This is a genomic window from Pseudomonas sp. BNK-44-b (assembly GCF_047456245.1).
GTDB classification, from domain to species: Bacteria; Pseudomonadota; Gammaproteobacteria; order Pseudomonadales; family Pseudomonadaceae; genus Aquipseudomonas; species Aquipseudomonas machongensis.
The window spans coordinates 105079-120945 of record NZ_CP179908.1; the positions used below are offsets into that span (position 1 = coordinate 105079).

11 protein-coding genes are annotated in these 15867 nt (G+C 65.5%); 8 read left to right on the forward strand and 3 right to left on the reverse strand.

Translation table 11 applies throughout. The annotated features are described in order from the left end of the window. Positions 1 to 2: 2 nt before the first annotated feature. Entirely contained in the window at positions 3 to 920 is a 918-nt protein-coding gene (locus tag ACMGGG_RS00560; protein WP_054892768.1) for a LysR family transcriptional regulator, read from the reverse strand. Positions 921 to 1336: 416 nt separating this feature from the next. Here ACMGGG_RS00560 and ACMGGG_RS00565 point away from each other — a divergent pair, with 416 nt between their 5' ends. The 7 genes from ACMGGG_RS00565 to rocD all read left to right on the forward strand — a co-directional run bounded on the left by ACMGGG_RS00565 (position 1337) and on the right by rocD (position 10119). Further along, the gene (locus ACMGGG_RS00565) at positions 1337 to 2893 is read left to right on the forward strand and encodes an ABC transporter substrate-binding protein (RefSeq protein ID WP_054892856.1); all 1557 of its coding nucleotides are present in this window, start codon (positions 1337 to 1339) and stop codon (positions 2891 to 2893) included. Between the two features lies 1 nt (position 2894). Next, entirely contained in the window at positions 2895 to 3836 is a 942-nt protein-coding gene (locus ACMGGG_RS00570) for an ABC transporter permease (protein ID WP_063542551.1), read from the forward strand. Continuing rightward, complete coding sequence (locus ACMGGG_RS00575) at positions 3833 to 4723, forward strand: ABC transporter permease (RefSeq protein WP_081255193.1); 891 nt, start codon at positions 3833 to 3835, stop codon at positions 4721 to 4723. Before ACMGGG_RS00570 ends, ACMGGG_RS00575 begins: the two co-directional genes overlap by 4 nt. Further along, a complete protein-coding gene (locus ACMGGG_RS00580) occupies positions 4720 to 6357 on the forward strand; it encodes an ABC transporter ATP-binding protein (RefSeq protein WP_125930873.1) in 1638 nt (545 codons plus the stop codon). The genes ACMGGG_RS00575 and ACMGGG_RS00580 overlap by 4 nt, the downstream gene beginning before the upstream one ends. Before the next feature lie 119 nt (positions 6358 to 6476). Then, positions 6477 to 7724: an OprD family porin gene (locus tag ACMGGG_RS00585; RefSeq protein WP_112897227.1), complete on the forward strand. Its 1248-nt coding sequence runs from the start codon at positions 6477 to 6479 to the stop codon at positions 7722 to 7724. A gap of 73 nt (positions 7725 to 7797) precedes the next feature. Next, complete coding sequence (locus tag ACMGGG_RS00590) at positions 7798 to 8916, forward strand: succinylglutamate desuccinylase/aspartoacylase family protein (protein WP_414154706.1); 1119 nt, start codon at positions 7798 to 7800, stop codon at positions 8914 to 8916. Between the two features lie 12 nt (positions 8917 to 8928). Next, complete coding sequence (gene rocD / locus ACMGGG_RS00595; RefSeq protein WP_414154707.1) at positions 8929 to 10119, forward strand: ornithine--oxo-acid transaminase; 1191 nt, start codon at positions 8929 to 8931, stop codon at positions 10117 to 10119. An 81-nt stretch (positions 10120 to 10200) separates the two neighbouring features. Here rocD and ACMGGG_RS00600 read toward each other — a convergent pair whose 3' ends face one another. Beyond that, positions 10201 to 10902 carry a response regulator gene (locus ACMGGG_RS00600; protein ID WP_414154708.1) on the reverse strand — a complete coding sequence of 234 codons (702 nt, stop codon included), beginning with the start codon at positions 10900 to 10902 and terminating at the stop codon, positions 10201 to 10203. After that, positions 10877 to 14254, reverse strand: coding sequence for an ATP-binding protein (locus tag ACMGGG_RS00605; RefSeq protein WP_414155884.1), 3378 nt, complete (start codon positions 14252 to 14254; stop codon positions 10877 to 10879). Before ACMGGG_RS00605 ends, ACMGGG_RS00600 begins: the two co-directional genes overlap by 26 nt. Positions 14255 to 14572: 318 nt before the next feature. On the opposite strand from ACMGGG_RS00605, the gene urtA reads away from it, so the two are divergent. Next, positions 14573 to 15817, forward strand: coding sequence for an urea ABC transporter substrate-binding protein (urtA, locus tag ACMGGG_RS00610; RefSeq protein ID WP_414154710.1), 1245 nt, complete (start codon positions 14573 to 14575; stop codon positions 15815 to 15817). Positions 15818 to 15867: the final 50 nt, after the last annotated feature.

A 15867-nucleotide genomic window follows, 5' to 3' on the forward strand; every position in this document is an offset into this window, starting at 1 on the left:
GTTCAGTCGGCGGTGCGCGGGTGGACCAATCGGCTGTAGGACACCAGCATGCCGATGAAGACCTGGGCCACGCTGGTCAGCGTCGCGTTCTTGCGGGTGATCAGGGCCACGTCGCGGTGGCTCAGGCGCTCCTCGATGGGGATCTTCACCAGCGAGGAGGAGAACAGTTTCAGCGACGGAATGATCGCCGGCTCGATGGTCAGGTAGTCGGTCTCGGCGACGATGTGCAGGGTCTCGAGCAGCGATTCGGTGGTGATGCCGATCTTCGGCATGCCCAGCCCGTGGGCGCGGAACAGCTCGATCAGGCGGCCCTCGGTGCCGCCGACCAGGCCGTCGCGGCGCACGCTGATCCATTTGCACTGGGTCAGGTCGCGTACCGAGCGGGCATCACGCAGCGGGTGATCCTTGCGTGCGATCACCCCGGCGCGGGACGCGTGCAGGCGCTGGATGGACAGGTCGATTTCATCGACATGGGCGGGCAGGGCGCACAGGGCGAAGTCCAGGCGGCCTTCGCGCAGTTTCTCGATGAGGATCTTGGTCGAACCGCTGGTCACCTCGAGGCGGGTCTGCGGGTGCTGCGAGGTAAAGCTTTCGAACACCGGCACCAGCAGTTCGGCCAACGGTTCGGAGGTGACGCCCAGGGCTACATGGCCCTGGGGTTCGACCAGGGCACGGACGTCAGCCACGGCGCGGTCGCAGTCCATCAGGATGGCGCGGGCGTGGGCGATGAAGCGCTGGCCGGAGTCGCTGAGGCGGATGCCCTGGTTGGTGCGGTGCAGCAACGGGCCGCCGAGCTCGCGCTCCAGCGCCTGGACCGACTGGGTGAGGGTGCTTTGCGCGATGTTCAGTGCGCGGGCCGCAGCCCGGAAGCTGCCCATGTCGACCACGGAGCAGAAGGCGCGCAGGTGGGTCAGGGTCATTATTGTTCGAACTCCGCAGGGTGCGTGGGGGCCGTGCTTGATGCGGCCATGTTAGAGAGCGATCGAATTTGCCGTCAGTGCGCTTTTGCTGATCCCGATAGCTTTATTGGATCAGGTGTTTCCGGGCGAAGAGCCTGTTATGACCAGCGCAGCATGGCTTTTGCCGAACGATTGTGGCAGGGGTGCACGGCAAGTCTGCGATCAGCGTGATTGGCTATGCCACTCATGATCGGAATTTATGTGCTTACGCAGCGACGCCACCTGAGACAGGATGCGCCAGGCATCGCTACCGGGCCTCGGGCGTACGTCACCCCAGAGCCACGGTCATAACAACAACAACGAGTTCCCGGATCGGGGCGCAACCTTTCACGACTCTGCCGCCGACTGCATTGGATCTCGAGCCCGAGGGGAATAACTTGAACAAGACTCTGATTCTGATGACTGGCCTGATGGCCTCCATCTGCGCCAACGCTCAGACACAAAACACCCTGAATGTCGCCCTCAACGCCGACATCCGCAGCACCCAGCCAGGCGTGAACCGCGACACCAACTCCGATGCGGTGGTGCTGCACCTGTTCGAAGGCCTGGTCGCCTTCCGCGAAGACGCAAGCGTCGGCCCGCTGCTGGCCAAGGAAGTCGTCACTTCCGACGACGGCCTGACCTACACCTTCAAGCTGCGCGACGGCGTCACCTTCCACAACGGCAAGCCGCTGACCTCCAAGGAAGTGCTGTGGACCTGGCAGCGCTACATGGACCCGGCCACCCAGTGGCGCTGTACCGCGTCGTTCGACGGTCACAGCGGCGCGAAGATCGTCGATATCAAGGCCCCTGACGCGCAGACCGTGGTCTTCACCCTCGACCAGCCCAACGCCCTGTTCCTGGCCAGCATGGCGCTGCCCGAGTGCGGTGGCAGCGGCATCATGCACCCCGACTCGGTGGTCAATGGTGAGTGGACCACGCCGATCGGCACCGGCCCGTTCAAGCTGGCGACCTGGAAGCCGGGTCAATACGTCGACCTGGACCGTTTCGCCGAATACAAGGCGCGTGACGAGGCTGCCGATGGCTATACCGGCAACAAGTCGACCACCCTCGACCGCGTGCACATGACCATCATCCCGGATCCGGCCGCCGCCAAGGCTGCGCTGCTGTCGCGCAACGTCGACATGCTCAACGACGTCAGTGCCCTGGAAGCCAAGGAGCTCGAAGCGCTGCCTGGCGTGCGCATTTCGGCGAGCACCACCATGTCGACCAGCGCCGTGCTGTTCCAGACCAAGGACCCGCTGTTTTCCGACGTGCGCATGCGCCAGGCATTGGCCCATGCGCTGGACACCAGCACCATCGTCACCGCGCTGACCGAAGGCCGCTCCAAGCCCAACCCTTCGATGGTCGCCTTGGGCAGCCGTTACCACACCGCGGCGCAGGACAAGGGCTGGGGCTACTCGCCCGAAGAAAGCAAACGGCTGCTCAAGGAGGCCGGCTACAAAGGCCAGCCGATCCAGCTGATCACCAACAAGCGCTACCCGAACATGTTCGACATCGCCGTCTATGTGCAGGCCATGGCCAGCCAGGTCGGCCTGAACATCCAGTTGCAGACCATGGAATGGGGCACCCAGCTCGAGCGCTACCAGAGCGGTAACTACCAAGTGATGGTTTCCACCTATTCCGAGCGCCTGGACCCGGCGCTGAACTACGACGCTGCCGCCGGCGACAAGAGCAAGGAGCCGCGCAAGGTCTGGGATGACGCCAAGGCCCGCGAACTGATCGCCGAAGCCCGCCGCGAAGGCGAGCCGGCCAAGCGACAGGCGCTGTTCGACGAGCTGCACAAGGACATGCTGCGCGACCTGCCGCTGATCCCGCTGTACAACGGCAATGCCATCACCGTGACCCGCGAGTACGTGCAGGGCCAGCGCCCATGGCCGGTGTCCAAGCCGCGCCTGTGGATGATCAGCCTCGATAACCAGGGGAAGAGCTGACATGTTTCGGTACATCCTTCAGCGGCTGGGCATGGCGATCCCGACCCTGCTGCTGATCGCGGTAGCGGTGTTCACCATCATTCGGCTGATTCCGGGCGACCCGGCCCTGCTGATGCTCGGTGACATGGCCGACGAACAGAGCCTGGCGAGCACTCGCCAGGCCCTGGGGCTCGACCAGCCGATGGCCGTGCAGTTCGTGATCTGGTTCAAGGCCGTGCTCAGTGGCGACCTGGGCCATTCCATCACCACCCGCGAAGCGGTACTGCCGATGATGCTCGAGCGCTTCGGCGTCAGCTCCAGCATCGTGCTGATCGCCGTGCTGCTCGCCAGCTTGATCGCGGTGCCCGCCGGCATGCTGGCGGCCTGGAAACAGAACGGTTCGCTCGACCTGTCGGTGGTGGCGGTGGCCACCCTGCTGCTGTCGATCCCGTCGTTCTGGCTGGGCCTGCTGCTGCTCTATGGTTTCGGCATCAAGCTGGGCTGGCTGCCGATCGTGGGCTACGTGAGCTTCGACCAGGACGCCTGGCAGTCGATGCGCTACATGATCCTGCCGGTGGCGACCCTGACCCTGGTGGAGATCGGTGCGATCACCCGCATGGCCCGGGCCAACGCCATCGAGGTGCTGCGCCTGGAGTACATCACCCATGCCCGGGCCAAGGGCCTGTCGGAAAGCGCAGTGCTGTGGAAGCACGCACTGCGCAACGCCTTCGCCCCGACCATGACCCTGATCGGGCTGATCCTGGGCAACTTGCTGGGCGGTATCGCGGTGCTGGAAACGGTGTTCACCTTGCCTGGAATCGGGCGCCTGATGGTCGATGCGATCTTCGGTCGCGACTATCCCGTGCTGCAGGGCTGCCTGTTGCTGGTCACCTTCATCTTCGTACTGGTCAACCTGCTGGTGGACCTGCTGTACCCACTGTTCGACCCAAGGGTGAAGCTATGAGCAAGCCTCAGACTCCGACCCTGTCCCCTGCGGACATGTCATCCACGCCGGCACCGCGCGCCCGTCGCCGTCGGCCACTGCAACTGAACGCCCTAGTTGGCCTGACCCTGCTGGCGATCCTGACCCTGGTGGCCTTGCTCGGCCTGGTCTGGACGCCCCATGATCCGGTGCGCCTGGACCTGTTGACGCGCCTGCAGCCACCTTCGGCCGCGCACTGGCTGGGCACCGACGAATACGGCCGCGATGTGCTCAGCCGCCTGATGGTCGGCGCACACACCAGCCTGTGGGTGAGCCTGCTGACGGTGATCGTCGCGGTGACCTGCGGCACTATTCTCGGTCTGCTCGCCGGCTACCTGCGCGGCAACGTCGACCGGGTGCTGATGATGATCAACGACACCCTGCTGGCCTTCCCCGGGATTCTCATGGCGCTGGCGCTGATGGCGATCATCGGCCCGAGCCAGTACGGCATCATCCTGGCCCTGAGCATCGCCTACACGCCGTCGGTGGTGCGGGTGGTGCGCAGCAGCGTGCTGTCGTTGCGCGAGCGCGAGTTCGTCGAGGCCTCGCGGGTGATCGGCAACTCCGAGCTGTACACCATGTTGCGCCATGTCGCGCCCAATTGCGTGGCGCCGGTGTGTGTGATCGCCACCAGCATGTTCGGCTGGACCATCCTCGCCGAAAGCTCGCTGAGCTTCCTCGGCCTGGGCGTGCCGCCACCCGCTGCGACCTGGGGCAACATGCTTGCCGCCAGCCGTCCCTTCATTGCCTCCGCGGGCTGGCTGGGGCTCTTCCCCGGCATGTGCATTGCCCTTTCGCTGTTGGCCTTCAACCTTGCCGGCGACGCCCTGCGCGACCGCCTCGATCCGCGCATGAGGACGCTGCAATGAGCCAGACCCAACCCTTGCTGGCCGTCGAGGGCCTGAAGATCCGTGCCGGTGTCGATGGCCCGGTGGTGGTCGATGACCTGGCGTTCGACATCGCCCCGGGCCAGATCGTGGCGCTGGTGGGCGAGTCCGGCAGCGGCAAGACCATGGCCGCGCGTGCCGCCATCGGCCTGTTGCCGCCGCCGATGCGGGTATGCGGTGGCAGCATCCGCTTCCAGGGCCAGGACCTTGGCAGCCTGAGCCCGCAAGCCCTGCGCGAGATTCGCGGGGCGAAGATCGGCATGGTGTTCCAGGAACCCATGGTGTCGCTCAACCCGGCACTGCGCATCGGCGAGCAGATGGCCGAAGGCATGCGCCTGCACACCGAGTTCGACGAGCAGACCATTCGCCAGAAATGCCTGCAGATGCTTGGTGACATCGGCATCCGCGACGCCGAGCGCTGCCTGCAGGCCTACCCTCACGAGTTTTCTGGCGGCATGCGCCAGCGCATCATGCTCGCCTCGGTGATGCTGCTGCGCCCGGCGCTGCTGATTGCCGACGAGCCGACCACCGCGCTCGACTGCCTGGCCCAGCTCGATGTGCTCAAGCTGATGCTCGAGCTGACCGCCAAGCAGGGCACCGCGGTGCTGTTCATCAGCCACGACCTGTCGCTGGTCGCACGCTATGCACACAAGGTGGTGGTGATGCGCAATGGCAAGGAGGTCGAGCAGGGCCCGATCGACCAGGTACTGCTCAACCCCCGTGCCGAGTACACCCGTCAGTTGCTCGAAGCGCTGCCCAGCCGTGGTGAGTTGCCGCCACTGCCGCAGGCCAACGCGCCGCTGTTGCAGATCGATGGCGTGCAGATCGCCTATCCCGGCCCGCGTCGGATGTGGCGCAAGAGCGAGGCGCGGCGCGTGGTGCATGGCGCCAACCTGCACATCGCGCCGGGCGAGACGCTGGCGCTGGTGGGCGGCAGTGGTTCGGGCAAGACTACCCTGGGTCGGGCCATCGTCGGGCTGGTCAAGCCCAGCGCTGGCGAGATCCGTTTCCAGGGCCACGACATTGCCCAGGCGGCCAATCGCAGCCATCGCCTGCAATGCCAGATGATCTTCCAGGACCCGTTCTCCTCGCTTAACCCGCGCATGAGCATTGGCCAGATTCTCGCCGAGCCGCTGCGCCACGTGCCGGACATGAGCCCGGCCCAGCGTCGCGCACGGGTGTTGGCGACGCTGAACGACATCAACCTGCCGGAGCGCCTGATCGACCGCTTGCCGCACGAGCTGTCCGGCGGCCAGCGCCAGCGTGTGGCAATCGGCCGGGCGCTGGTGCGCAGGCCCAGCCTGGTGGTGGCCGACGAGCCGATCTCGGCGTTGGACATGACCGTGCAGAAGCAGATCCTCGAGCTGTTCGAGCGCCTGCAGAAGCAGTACGGATTCGCCTGCCTGTTCATCTCCCACGACCTGGCAGCGGTGGAGCGCATCGCTCACCGGGTCGCGGTGATGTGCCAGGGCGATGTGGTGGAAATCGGGCCGCGCGACGAGATCTTCGATCGCCCTCAGCATGCCTATACCCGGCAATTGCTGGCAGCGTCGTGCCCGTTGGAGAAGCTCGAAGGTGGCGGTTTCAGGCTGCGCCAGACGCCTGCGACGAGCTGATCCACAAACCTTGATTCACCTTCCTCGGATGGCGCCAACCCCCGGTTGAGCGCCCAGGGGGAAGTCATGCCTTCAAAACATCCAACAACGAAAAAAGCAAGAAGGTGGGGAGCACAGACATGAACCGAGATTTCAAGAAAATCCTGATGGGCGCGAGCGTCGTCACGGTCCTGCCGGGGGCGGCCATGGCCGACTTCTTCAAGGACTCCAGCGCCAACCTGGATACCAAGAACTACTACTTCAACCGCGATTACCGCGAGGCCGCCAAGCAGTCCAAGCGTGACGAATGGGCGCAGGGTTTCACCTTCAATTTCATCTCCGGCTACACCCCAGGCACCGTCGGCTTCGGCCTGGATGTCACCGGCATGCTGGGCGTGAAGCTGGACTCCAGCCCCGACCGTTCCGGCACCGGCCTGCTGCCCAAGGGCAGTGACGGACGTGCCGCCGACGAGTACTCCAAGCTCGGCGTGGCCGGCAAGGTGCGCATCAGCAAGACCGAGCTGCGCGTCGGCGAGCAGGTGCCCAAGCTGCCGGTGTTGCAACCCAACACCAGCCGTCTGTTCCCGCAGACCTTCCAGGGCGCGACTGTCAGTTCCAAGGACATTTCCAACCTGACCTTGGGCCTGGGCCAGTTCGACCGCATGCGTGACCGCGAGTCGACCGACCGCGAAACCATGAGCATGACCGCCCAGAACGGCGCCTACAAAGCCGCCACCAGCAATCAGTTCCGCTACGCGGGCGGTGACTACAACCTGCTGCCAGACCTGCAGCTGAGCTACTACTACGGCGAGCTCGAGCGCCTCTACCAGCAGCACTTCTTCGGCCTCAAGCACGCCTTCAAGTTCGGCCCCGGCACCGTGCGCAGCGAGTTGCGCTACTGGGATGCCGACAAGGACGGCGCAGGCCTGGCCGGCAAGGTCGACAACCGCGCGCTGAGCACCCGCTTCAGCTACGAGTGGGCTGGCCACAACTTCGGCGTGGGCTACCAGAAGCAGTACGGCGACACCCCGTTCCCGTATGTCGATGGCGCCAACACCTACCTGTTCACCGAGTATCAATTGGTCAACTTCTCGCAGACCAACGAGCGTGCCTGGCATGCCCGCTACGAGTACGACTTCGCCGCCCTCGGCGTGCCGGGCCTGACCTTCGGCATGCGCTACGCCCAGGGCTGGGGGATCGAAACCACCAAGCTGGTCGGTGAGCAGGGCCGTGAGTGGGAGCGCGACCTGGATATCGGCTACGTGGTGCAGTCCGGCCTGGTCAAGGGCTTGTCCTTGCGCTGGCGCAACGCCCAGCTCAACTCCAGCTATGCCAACGACATCAACGAGAACCGCTTCATCGTGGGGTACACCTGGGCGCTCTGGTAGCGCCGGGTTTCCCGCGGGAGGTGGCTTGCCTTCTGCTTCATGAACGACGCCGCCCGCGGCCATGGAATTCTGTATGAAACGAATCGCACATCCACTGCTCACTGCCACCCACGGCACCCAACGCGAGATCGTCAGCGAGCACTTTGGGCCGGACGTCTACACCAGGAAGGTGTACATCCAGGCCTGCCTGCACGCCGACGAAACGCCGGCGATGCTGGTCGCCACCGACCTGCGCCAGCGCCTGTTGGCGCTGGAGGCGGCTGGCCGGCTGACGGCACAGATCGTCCTGGTGCCGGTGGCCAACCCGGCAGGGCTCGCCCAGTTCGTCATGGGCGCGCCGAGCGGACGTTTCGAACTGGCCAGCGGGCGCAACTACAACCGTGATTTTCCCTTCCCGCTCGAGGCGATCCTGCAGCGGGTGGAAGGGGAACTCACCGACGATGCCCAACACAACCTCAAGGCTGTGCGCGCCGCCTGGCAGCAAAGCCTGGAGGCGATCGCCCCGCGCGATGAAATGGCGTCGCTGCAGCGTCGGCTGATGCTGCTGGCACACGATGCCGACCTGGTCCTGGACCTGCACTGCTCGCGTGAGGCGGTGATGCACCTGTACACCTCCGAATGGAGCTGGGAGCAGGTCGAGCCGCTGGCCCGCTACATTGGCGCGAAGGCTTCGCTGCTGTCGGTGGACTCCCAGGCGCTGTCGCTCGACGAGGCGCTGAGCCTGATCTGGTGGCGCCTGCGCGAGCGTCTGCAAGGCGCCTACCCGATCCCGCTGGGCAATGCCTGCGTGACCGTCGAGCACCGTGGCCAGCGCGACGTCGATAGCGCCCTGGCACAACAGGATGCCAGCGCGATCATCGACTACCTGTGCCATGCCGGCTTCATCAGCGGCGAGCCGGCAGCGCTGCCGGAACTGCTGTGGCCGGGCACCCCGCTGGCTGGCAGCGAGCAGTTCATCGCCCCGGTCGGTGGCGTGCTGGTGCACCGCGTTGCCCTGGGCGCCCAGGTACAGCCGGGCGAACCGATGTTCGACCTGATCGACCCGCTCAGCGGCGAGGTGACCACGGTCCGCAGCGCCACCGCTGGCGTGTTGTACATGCGCCGCGACGTGCGCTTCGTGCGCCCTGGCGATCCGCTGGGACGCGTCACCGGCACCACCCCCATTCGCACCGGCAAGCTGCTCAGCGCCTGATCAGGAGTTTTCATGAACATCACCCGTATCATCGACCGTGAACAGCGCTTCGGCGCCAACAATTACTCGCCGCTGCCGGTGGCCATCAGCCGTGCCCAGGGTGTCTGGGTCGAGGACTGCGACGGCAAGCGCTACCTGGACATGATGTCGGCCTACTCGGCGGTCAGCCATGGCCACGCCCACCCGCGCATCGTCGCTGCCGCCATCGCCCAGTTGCAGAAGGTCAGCGTGGTATCGCGAGCCTTCCACTCCGAAACCCTCGGTCACTTCCTCGAAGCCCTGTGCGAGATCGCAGGCTTCGAGGCCGCCTTGCCGATGAACAGCGGTGCCGAGGCGGTGGAGACCGCGATCAAGGCCGCGCGTCGCTGGGGCTATCGGGTCAAGGGCATCGCCCGTGACAAGGCGCGTATCGTCACTGCCACCGACAACTTCCATGGTCGCACCACTACCATCGTCGGGTTCTCCACCGAGCCGCAGTACAAGGATGGCTTCGGCCCGTTCAGCGACGGTTTCGACACGGCGACCTTCGGCGATATCGATAGCTTCCGTGCAGCCATCGGTCCGGATACCTGCGCCGTGCTGATCGAGCCGATCCAGGGCGAGGCCGGCATTCGCGTGCCGCCACAGGGGTTCCTGCGTCAGTTGCGCGAGCTGTGCGATGCCACCAACACCCTGCTGATTCTTGACGAGATCCAGTCCGGCCTTGGGCGTACCGGCAAGACCTTCGCCTTCGAGCACGAGGGCATTCGCCCGGATGGCCTGATCGTAGGCAAGGCGCTGGGCGGCGGGATCCTGCCGGTCTCGGCGTTCATCGCCGATCATGCGCTGATGGGCCTGTTCGATGCCGGCAGCCATGGTTCGACCTTCGGCGGCAATCCGCTGGCGGCAGCGGTAGGCCTGGAGGCGCTGCGCGTGCTGGAAGACGAGCAACTGGCGCACAACAGTGCCGAGCTTGGCGCCTACCTGCAACAGCGCTTGCGTGAGATGGCCGTCCCGTTCGTGCGTGATATCCGTGGCCGTGGGCTGTGGGTCGGGATCGAGCTGGATCGCCCGGCGCGGCCATACTGCGAGGCACTGATGGCGCTGGGCGTGCTGGCCAAGGAAACCCACGAGACCGTGCTGCGCATCGCGCCGCCGCTGTGCATCAGCCGCGACGAGTTGGACTGGGGGCTGGAGCGCATCCAGCAGGTCCTGCTGGGCTGAGGTATCGACCCTGTCGCGGGGGCCTCCGTCCTTTGTGGGTGCGACGGTTCGGCGCCCCGACTTGTCCGCAAAGAGGCCCGCTCAGGCAAGCACATTGTCCAGGGTGCTGCCATCGCGGCTCAGCGCCGCCAGCACCACCGCGGTGGCAGCGGTACGGGTTTCCACCCCCAGCTTGATGTACACATGCTCCAGGTGCTTGTTCACGGTGCGTGGGCTCAGGTCGAGGATGGTACCGATGTCGCGGTTGGTCTTGCCGCAGGCCACCCAGCGCAGCACCTCGACTTCGCGTCCGGTCAACTGGAAACGCGCCGACAGCAACCGGCTGGCCGGCGCATCGTCCAGGCTCAGGGTCGCAGGCTGCGAGGCTGCGCGTGCCGACAGCAACGAGCGAGAGGTGCGCAGATGGGCGGCAACGCGGGCCAATACTTCGTCGATGCGGATCGGCTTGGTCACGTAGTCGCTGCCACCGACTTCGAAGCCTTGCACCACATGTGCGCTTTCGGTGAGGGCGGTCATGAACAGCACCGGGATGTCGCTGCTGGCGGGCTGCGCCTTGATGCGCCGGCAGGTCTCGAAACCGTCCAGGCCCGGCATCATCGCATCGAGCAGGATCAGGTCCGGGCGTCGGCGTTCGATGCGGTTCAGTGCGCTCAGGCCATCGAGGGCGACCAGCACCATGTGTCCGGCGTCGTTGAGGGCGTCGGACAACAGCGCGAGGTTGTCCGGGGTGTCGTCTACGATCAGCACGATGCCAGGTTCAGGGGCGGTGGTCAGCGCATTCATCTTCGGCCTCCTTGAGGGTGCGGGTGAGTTCGTCCAGGCGAAATTGCCGCAGCAGCGGGCGTAGCGTGTCGAGGAAGGCTGCCGTCTCGGGCGCCTCGGCCTGGATTGCATCGAGCCGGGCCTTGATGCCATGCACATGGCCGATGGCGCTGAGCTCGCCCAGGGCCACCAGTTCGGCGTAGGCCGGCAACACGCGTTGCGTGCAGGCGCCTGTGGCCTGGCGGCGGCGCCACTGCAGGCCGAGCTGGCGCTGGATGCGCTCGAGCAGGTCGGGGGTGCGCACGGGCTTTGCCAGGTAGTCGTTGCAGGTGCTGGCCAGGGCGCGCTCGTCGTTGAGGGCGTTGGCCGAGATGACGATGATCGGAGCCTTGGACAAGGCGTTGCGACGGATCAGCCGACTGGTGTCCCAGCCATCCATGCCGGGCATCGACAGGTCCATGAGGATCAGGTCCGGGCCGAGCAGGGCAACCTGGCGGATCGCTTCATGGCCATTACTGGCCTGCACCACCTCGAACCCCAGCGGCGTGAGCATGCCGCTGAGCACCTTGCGGTGGTCGACGTGGTCGTCCACCACCAGCACGCGCTGCGGGGGGCCGTCGTAGCCGATGATGTCGTGGGCCACGTGCACCACCGCCTGCGGTGCGCGCACCTGGGGCAGATACAGGCGCACCTGGAAGCAGGTGCCTTTGTCCCGCTCGCTGCGCACCTGCAGTTCGCCGCCCATTAGTGAGGTGAGCATGCGGGTGATGGTCAGGCCCAGGCCAACCCCCTTGTCCTGGCGCATCAGGTCGCCGCGCTCGAATGGCTGGAAGAGTCGCTCGAGCTGGCCAGGGTCGATGCCGATGCCGGTGTCGATGATTTCGAAGGTCGCAGTTTCGCGCAGGTAGCCCACACGCAGACGCACTTCACCGCTGTCGGTGAAGTTGACCGCATTGCCGAGCAGGTTGATGAGGATCTGCCGCACTCGTTTCTCGTCGCCGCGTACCACCGCCGGTAGCGCACCGAGCGGCTCCAGGTGAAAGCGCAGGCCTTTGTCGCGTGCTTGCGGGGTGAACATCAGCTCCAGGTCGTGGAGCAGTTCGGGGAAGGGGATCTCGGTTTGCTCCAGGCGCAGCTTGCCGGCCTTGATCTTGGCCACGTCGAGCAGGCCGTCGATCAGCGACAACAGGTGCGAGCCGCTGCGCAGGATGGTCGCCAGAGCATCCTGGTGCTGGGCCGGCATGGCCGCGTCACGCTGCAGGACCTGGGTGAAACCGAGGATGCTGTTGAGCGGCGTGCGCAGCTCGTGGGACAACCCGGTGATGTAGCGACTCTTGGCCGCGTTGGCGGCCTCGGAGGCTTCCTTGGCGTCCTGCAGGGCCTGGTCGGTGACACGGTGCGCGGCGATCTCCTGCATCAGCAATTGGGTCTGGCGGTTCGACTCTTCCTGGGCCACGTGGCGGCTCTCGCGGGTCAGCACGGTCCACCAGGCGAGGATCGCCGCCAGCACCGACAGCACCAGAAAGGCCTTGAAGAACGCTTGTTGCAGGGTGGCCTGGGCCGAGACGGGCAGGGCCTGCGAGGCCTGGCCGTAGATCAGTGCCAGGGCGCCGCTGAGCAACAGGATCAACACCAGCAGCAGGCCGAGATAGTGCATCAGGCGCGTGTGCAGGCGCGGCAGTTCGGTGTTGGGCAGCAGCCAGCGCAGCAGGCTCTCGAACTGTGCCGACAGCCGTGCCTGTGGAGGTTTGCAGCGGTCGCCACAACGGGCGTCCAGCGAACAGCACAACGAGCAGATCGGCGTGGCGTAGGCTGGGCAGAACGCCAGGTCGGCGCTTTCGAACGGGTTGCTGCACAGGCCGCAGGTGACCTGGGTGAGCGGTGTCAGGGGCTGCAACTGCAGCGGGTCGCTGCTGCGGGCGATGTAGTAGCGGCTGCGCGTGAGCACCGCCAGCACGGGGGTCGCCAGCAGCGCCGTGGCCAGGGCGATGAGTGGCGGTGCGGCCTGGGCCAGGGCGCCGAACAGGCCGACGTGGGCGAGCATGGACAGCAGTGAGGCGATCAGCATCGAACCGACGCCCACCGGGTTGATGTCGTACAGGTGCGCACGCTTGAACTCGATGTGTTTCGGTGACAACCCCAGGGGTTTGTTGATCACCAGGTCGGCGACCACCGAGCCGATCCAGGCCGTGGCGATATTGGCGTAGAGCCCGAGTACCTGCTCGATGGCATCGAACACGCCCAGCTCCATCAGCATCAGGGCGATCGCCACGTTGAACACCAGCCACACCACGCGCCCAGGGTGGCTGTGGGTGACCCGGGCGAAGAAGTTCGACCAGGCCAGGGAGCCGGCGTAGGCGTTGGTCAGGTTGATCTTCATCTGCGAGACGAACACGAACAGCACCATCGCCGCCAGTGCCCACTCCGGTGAGGCGAACACGTAATGAAAGGCCACCAGGTACATCTGCGTGGGTTCGGCGGCGTGCTCGATGGGGATCTCGTGCTGCAGGGCAAGAAACGCCAGGAAGGCGCCGCCGGCCATCTTCAGGGCGCCGGGGACGATCCAGCCGGGGCCGGCACACAGCAGTGCGGCCCACCAGCGCTTGCGGTTGGCCGCGGTCTTTTCGGGGAGAAAGCGCAGGTAGTCGACCTGCTCGCCGATCTGCGTCACCAGCGACAGCGCCACGGTACAGGCGGCGCAGAACGCCAGCAGGTTGAAATCGCCGCCGCTGGCGCTACGGCCCTGGAAGCTGGTCCAGTCGCTGAAGGCCTGGGGGTTTTTCAGCAGCACGAACAGGTAGGGCAGCACCAGCAGCACCAGCCACAGGGGCTGGGTCCACAGTTGCAGGCGGCTGATCAGGGTCACGCCATAGGCGACCAGCGGAATCACCAGCAGCGAGCAGATGACATAGGCGAAGGCCAGCGGGATGTGGAAGTACATCTCCAGGGCCAGGGCCATGATCGCCGCTTCCAGGGCGAAGAACAGGAAGGTGAAGCTGGCATAGATCAGCGAGGTGATGGTCGAGCCGATGTAACCGAAGCCGGCGCCCCGGGCCAGAAGGTCCATGTCCACACCGTAGCGGGCGGCGTAGTAGCTGATGGGCAGGCCGGTGAAGAAGATCACCAGGCTCGCCGCCAGGATCGCCCAGAAGGTGTTGGTGAAGCCATAGCTCAGCGCCAGTACCCCGCCGATCGCTTCCAGGGCCAGGAACGACACCGCGCCCAGGGCGGTGTTGGCGATGCGGGTTTCCGACCATTTGCGAAACGACTTGGGGGTGTAGCGCAGGGCGTAGTCCTCCATGGTCTCGTCGGCGACCCAGCGGTTGTAGTCGCGGCGGATCTTGGCGATGCGCTGGGTACCGGGGGCTGGCACGGTGAGGTGGCTCCTGCGGTGGTGGCGGTCCGTGCCTGGCGGGTGTGGTTGGGAATCGAGCAAGTTTCATGCCCCGGGATTGTCGGGGCCGCGACCACAGGTACCCCGCAGGCTCCGAAATCAGCGGGGTACCTGTGGGAGCGGGTTTACCCGCGAAGAGGCCGCCACTGACTCACAAAGACAGTCGCCCCGGCATCCTGCCCCAAGCTGGTGCAATTCACCCTACGTCAAATGACGTACGCCGCTACGTCAGGCTGCGTATACCTGTCGCTGTCGTGCAGCTCCATGCTGGTGCCACCACCGCATAGGAGTAGCAGCATGGAACCACGATTGATCCGCACCAAAGGTCTGTTGCCGCGCCGCCTGGCGCTGGGCGCCGCCGCGCTGTCGCTGCTGGCGGCGAGCGTGTTCAGCCAGGGCGCACTGGCCAACGAGGCCAACAGCACTGGCCTGGCCGTTACTGCCACCGAAGTCACGGTCGGCCAGTTGCATTCGGCCACCGGCACCATGGCGATTTCCGAAACCGGTTCGATCCAGGCCGAGCGCCTGGCCATCGACCAGATCAACGCCGCAGGCGGCGTGCTGGGTCGGCAGATCAAGGTGGTCCAGGAAGACGGCGCCTCCGATTGGCCGACCTTCGCCGAAAAAGCCAAGAAGCTGCTGGTCAACGACAAGGTCGCCACGGTGTTCGGCTGCTGGACCTCGGCCTCGCGCAAGGCCGTGCTGCCGATCTTCGAGAAAGAGAACGGCTTGCTGTACTACCCGACCTTCTACGAAGGCCTGGAACAGTCCAAGAACGTCATCTACACCGGCCAGGAGGCGACCCAGCAGATCCTCGCCAGCCTCGACTGGATCGCCAAGACCAAGGGCGCCAAGACCTTCTACCTGGTCGGTTCGGACTACATCTGGCCACGCACCTCGATGAAGATCGCGCGCAAGCACATCGAGAACGTGCTGCACGGCACGGTGGTCGGCGAGGACTACTACCCGCTGGGCAACACCCAGTTCGGCTCGCTGATCAACAAGGTCAAGCTGAAGAAGCCCGACGTGGTGTTCGCCGCCGTGGTCGGTGGCTCCAACGTGGCCTTCTACAAGCAGCTCAACGCCGCCGGCGTGAACGCGGCCAAGCAGACCCTGCTGACCCTGTCGGTGACCGAGGACGAACTGCTGGGTATCGGCGGCGAGAACATGGCCGGTTTCTACGCCTCGATGAAGTACTTCCAGAGCCTCGACAACCCCAACAACAAAGCCTTCGTCGAGGCCTTCAAGGCCAAGTACGGCAAGGACGCGGTGATCGGTGACGTGACCCAGGCCGCCTACCTCGGCCCATGGCTGTGGAAGGCCGCGGTGGAGAAGGCCGGCAGCTTCGACGTCGACAAGGTGGTCGCCGCCTCGCCAGGCATCGAGCTCACCACTGCACCGGAAGGCTACGTGAAGGTGCACGAGAACCATCACCTGTGGAGCAAGACGCGCATCGGCGAAGTGCAGCCCAACGGCCAGTTCAAGGTGGTCTACGAGTCCGACCTGATCGAGCCGAACCCCTTCCCCAAGGGCTACCAGTAATCCTCGGCCCTCGCCCTGGCATGCCGGGGCGCGGCGCTCCCATCCCACAG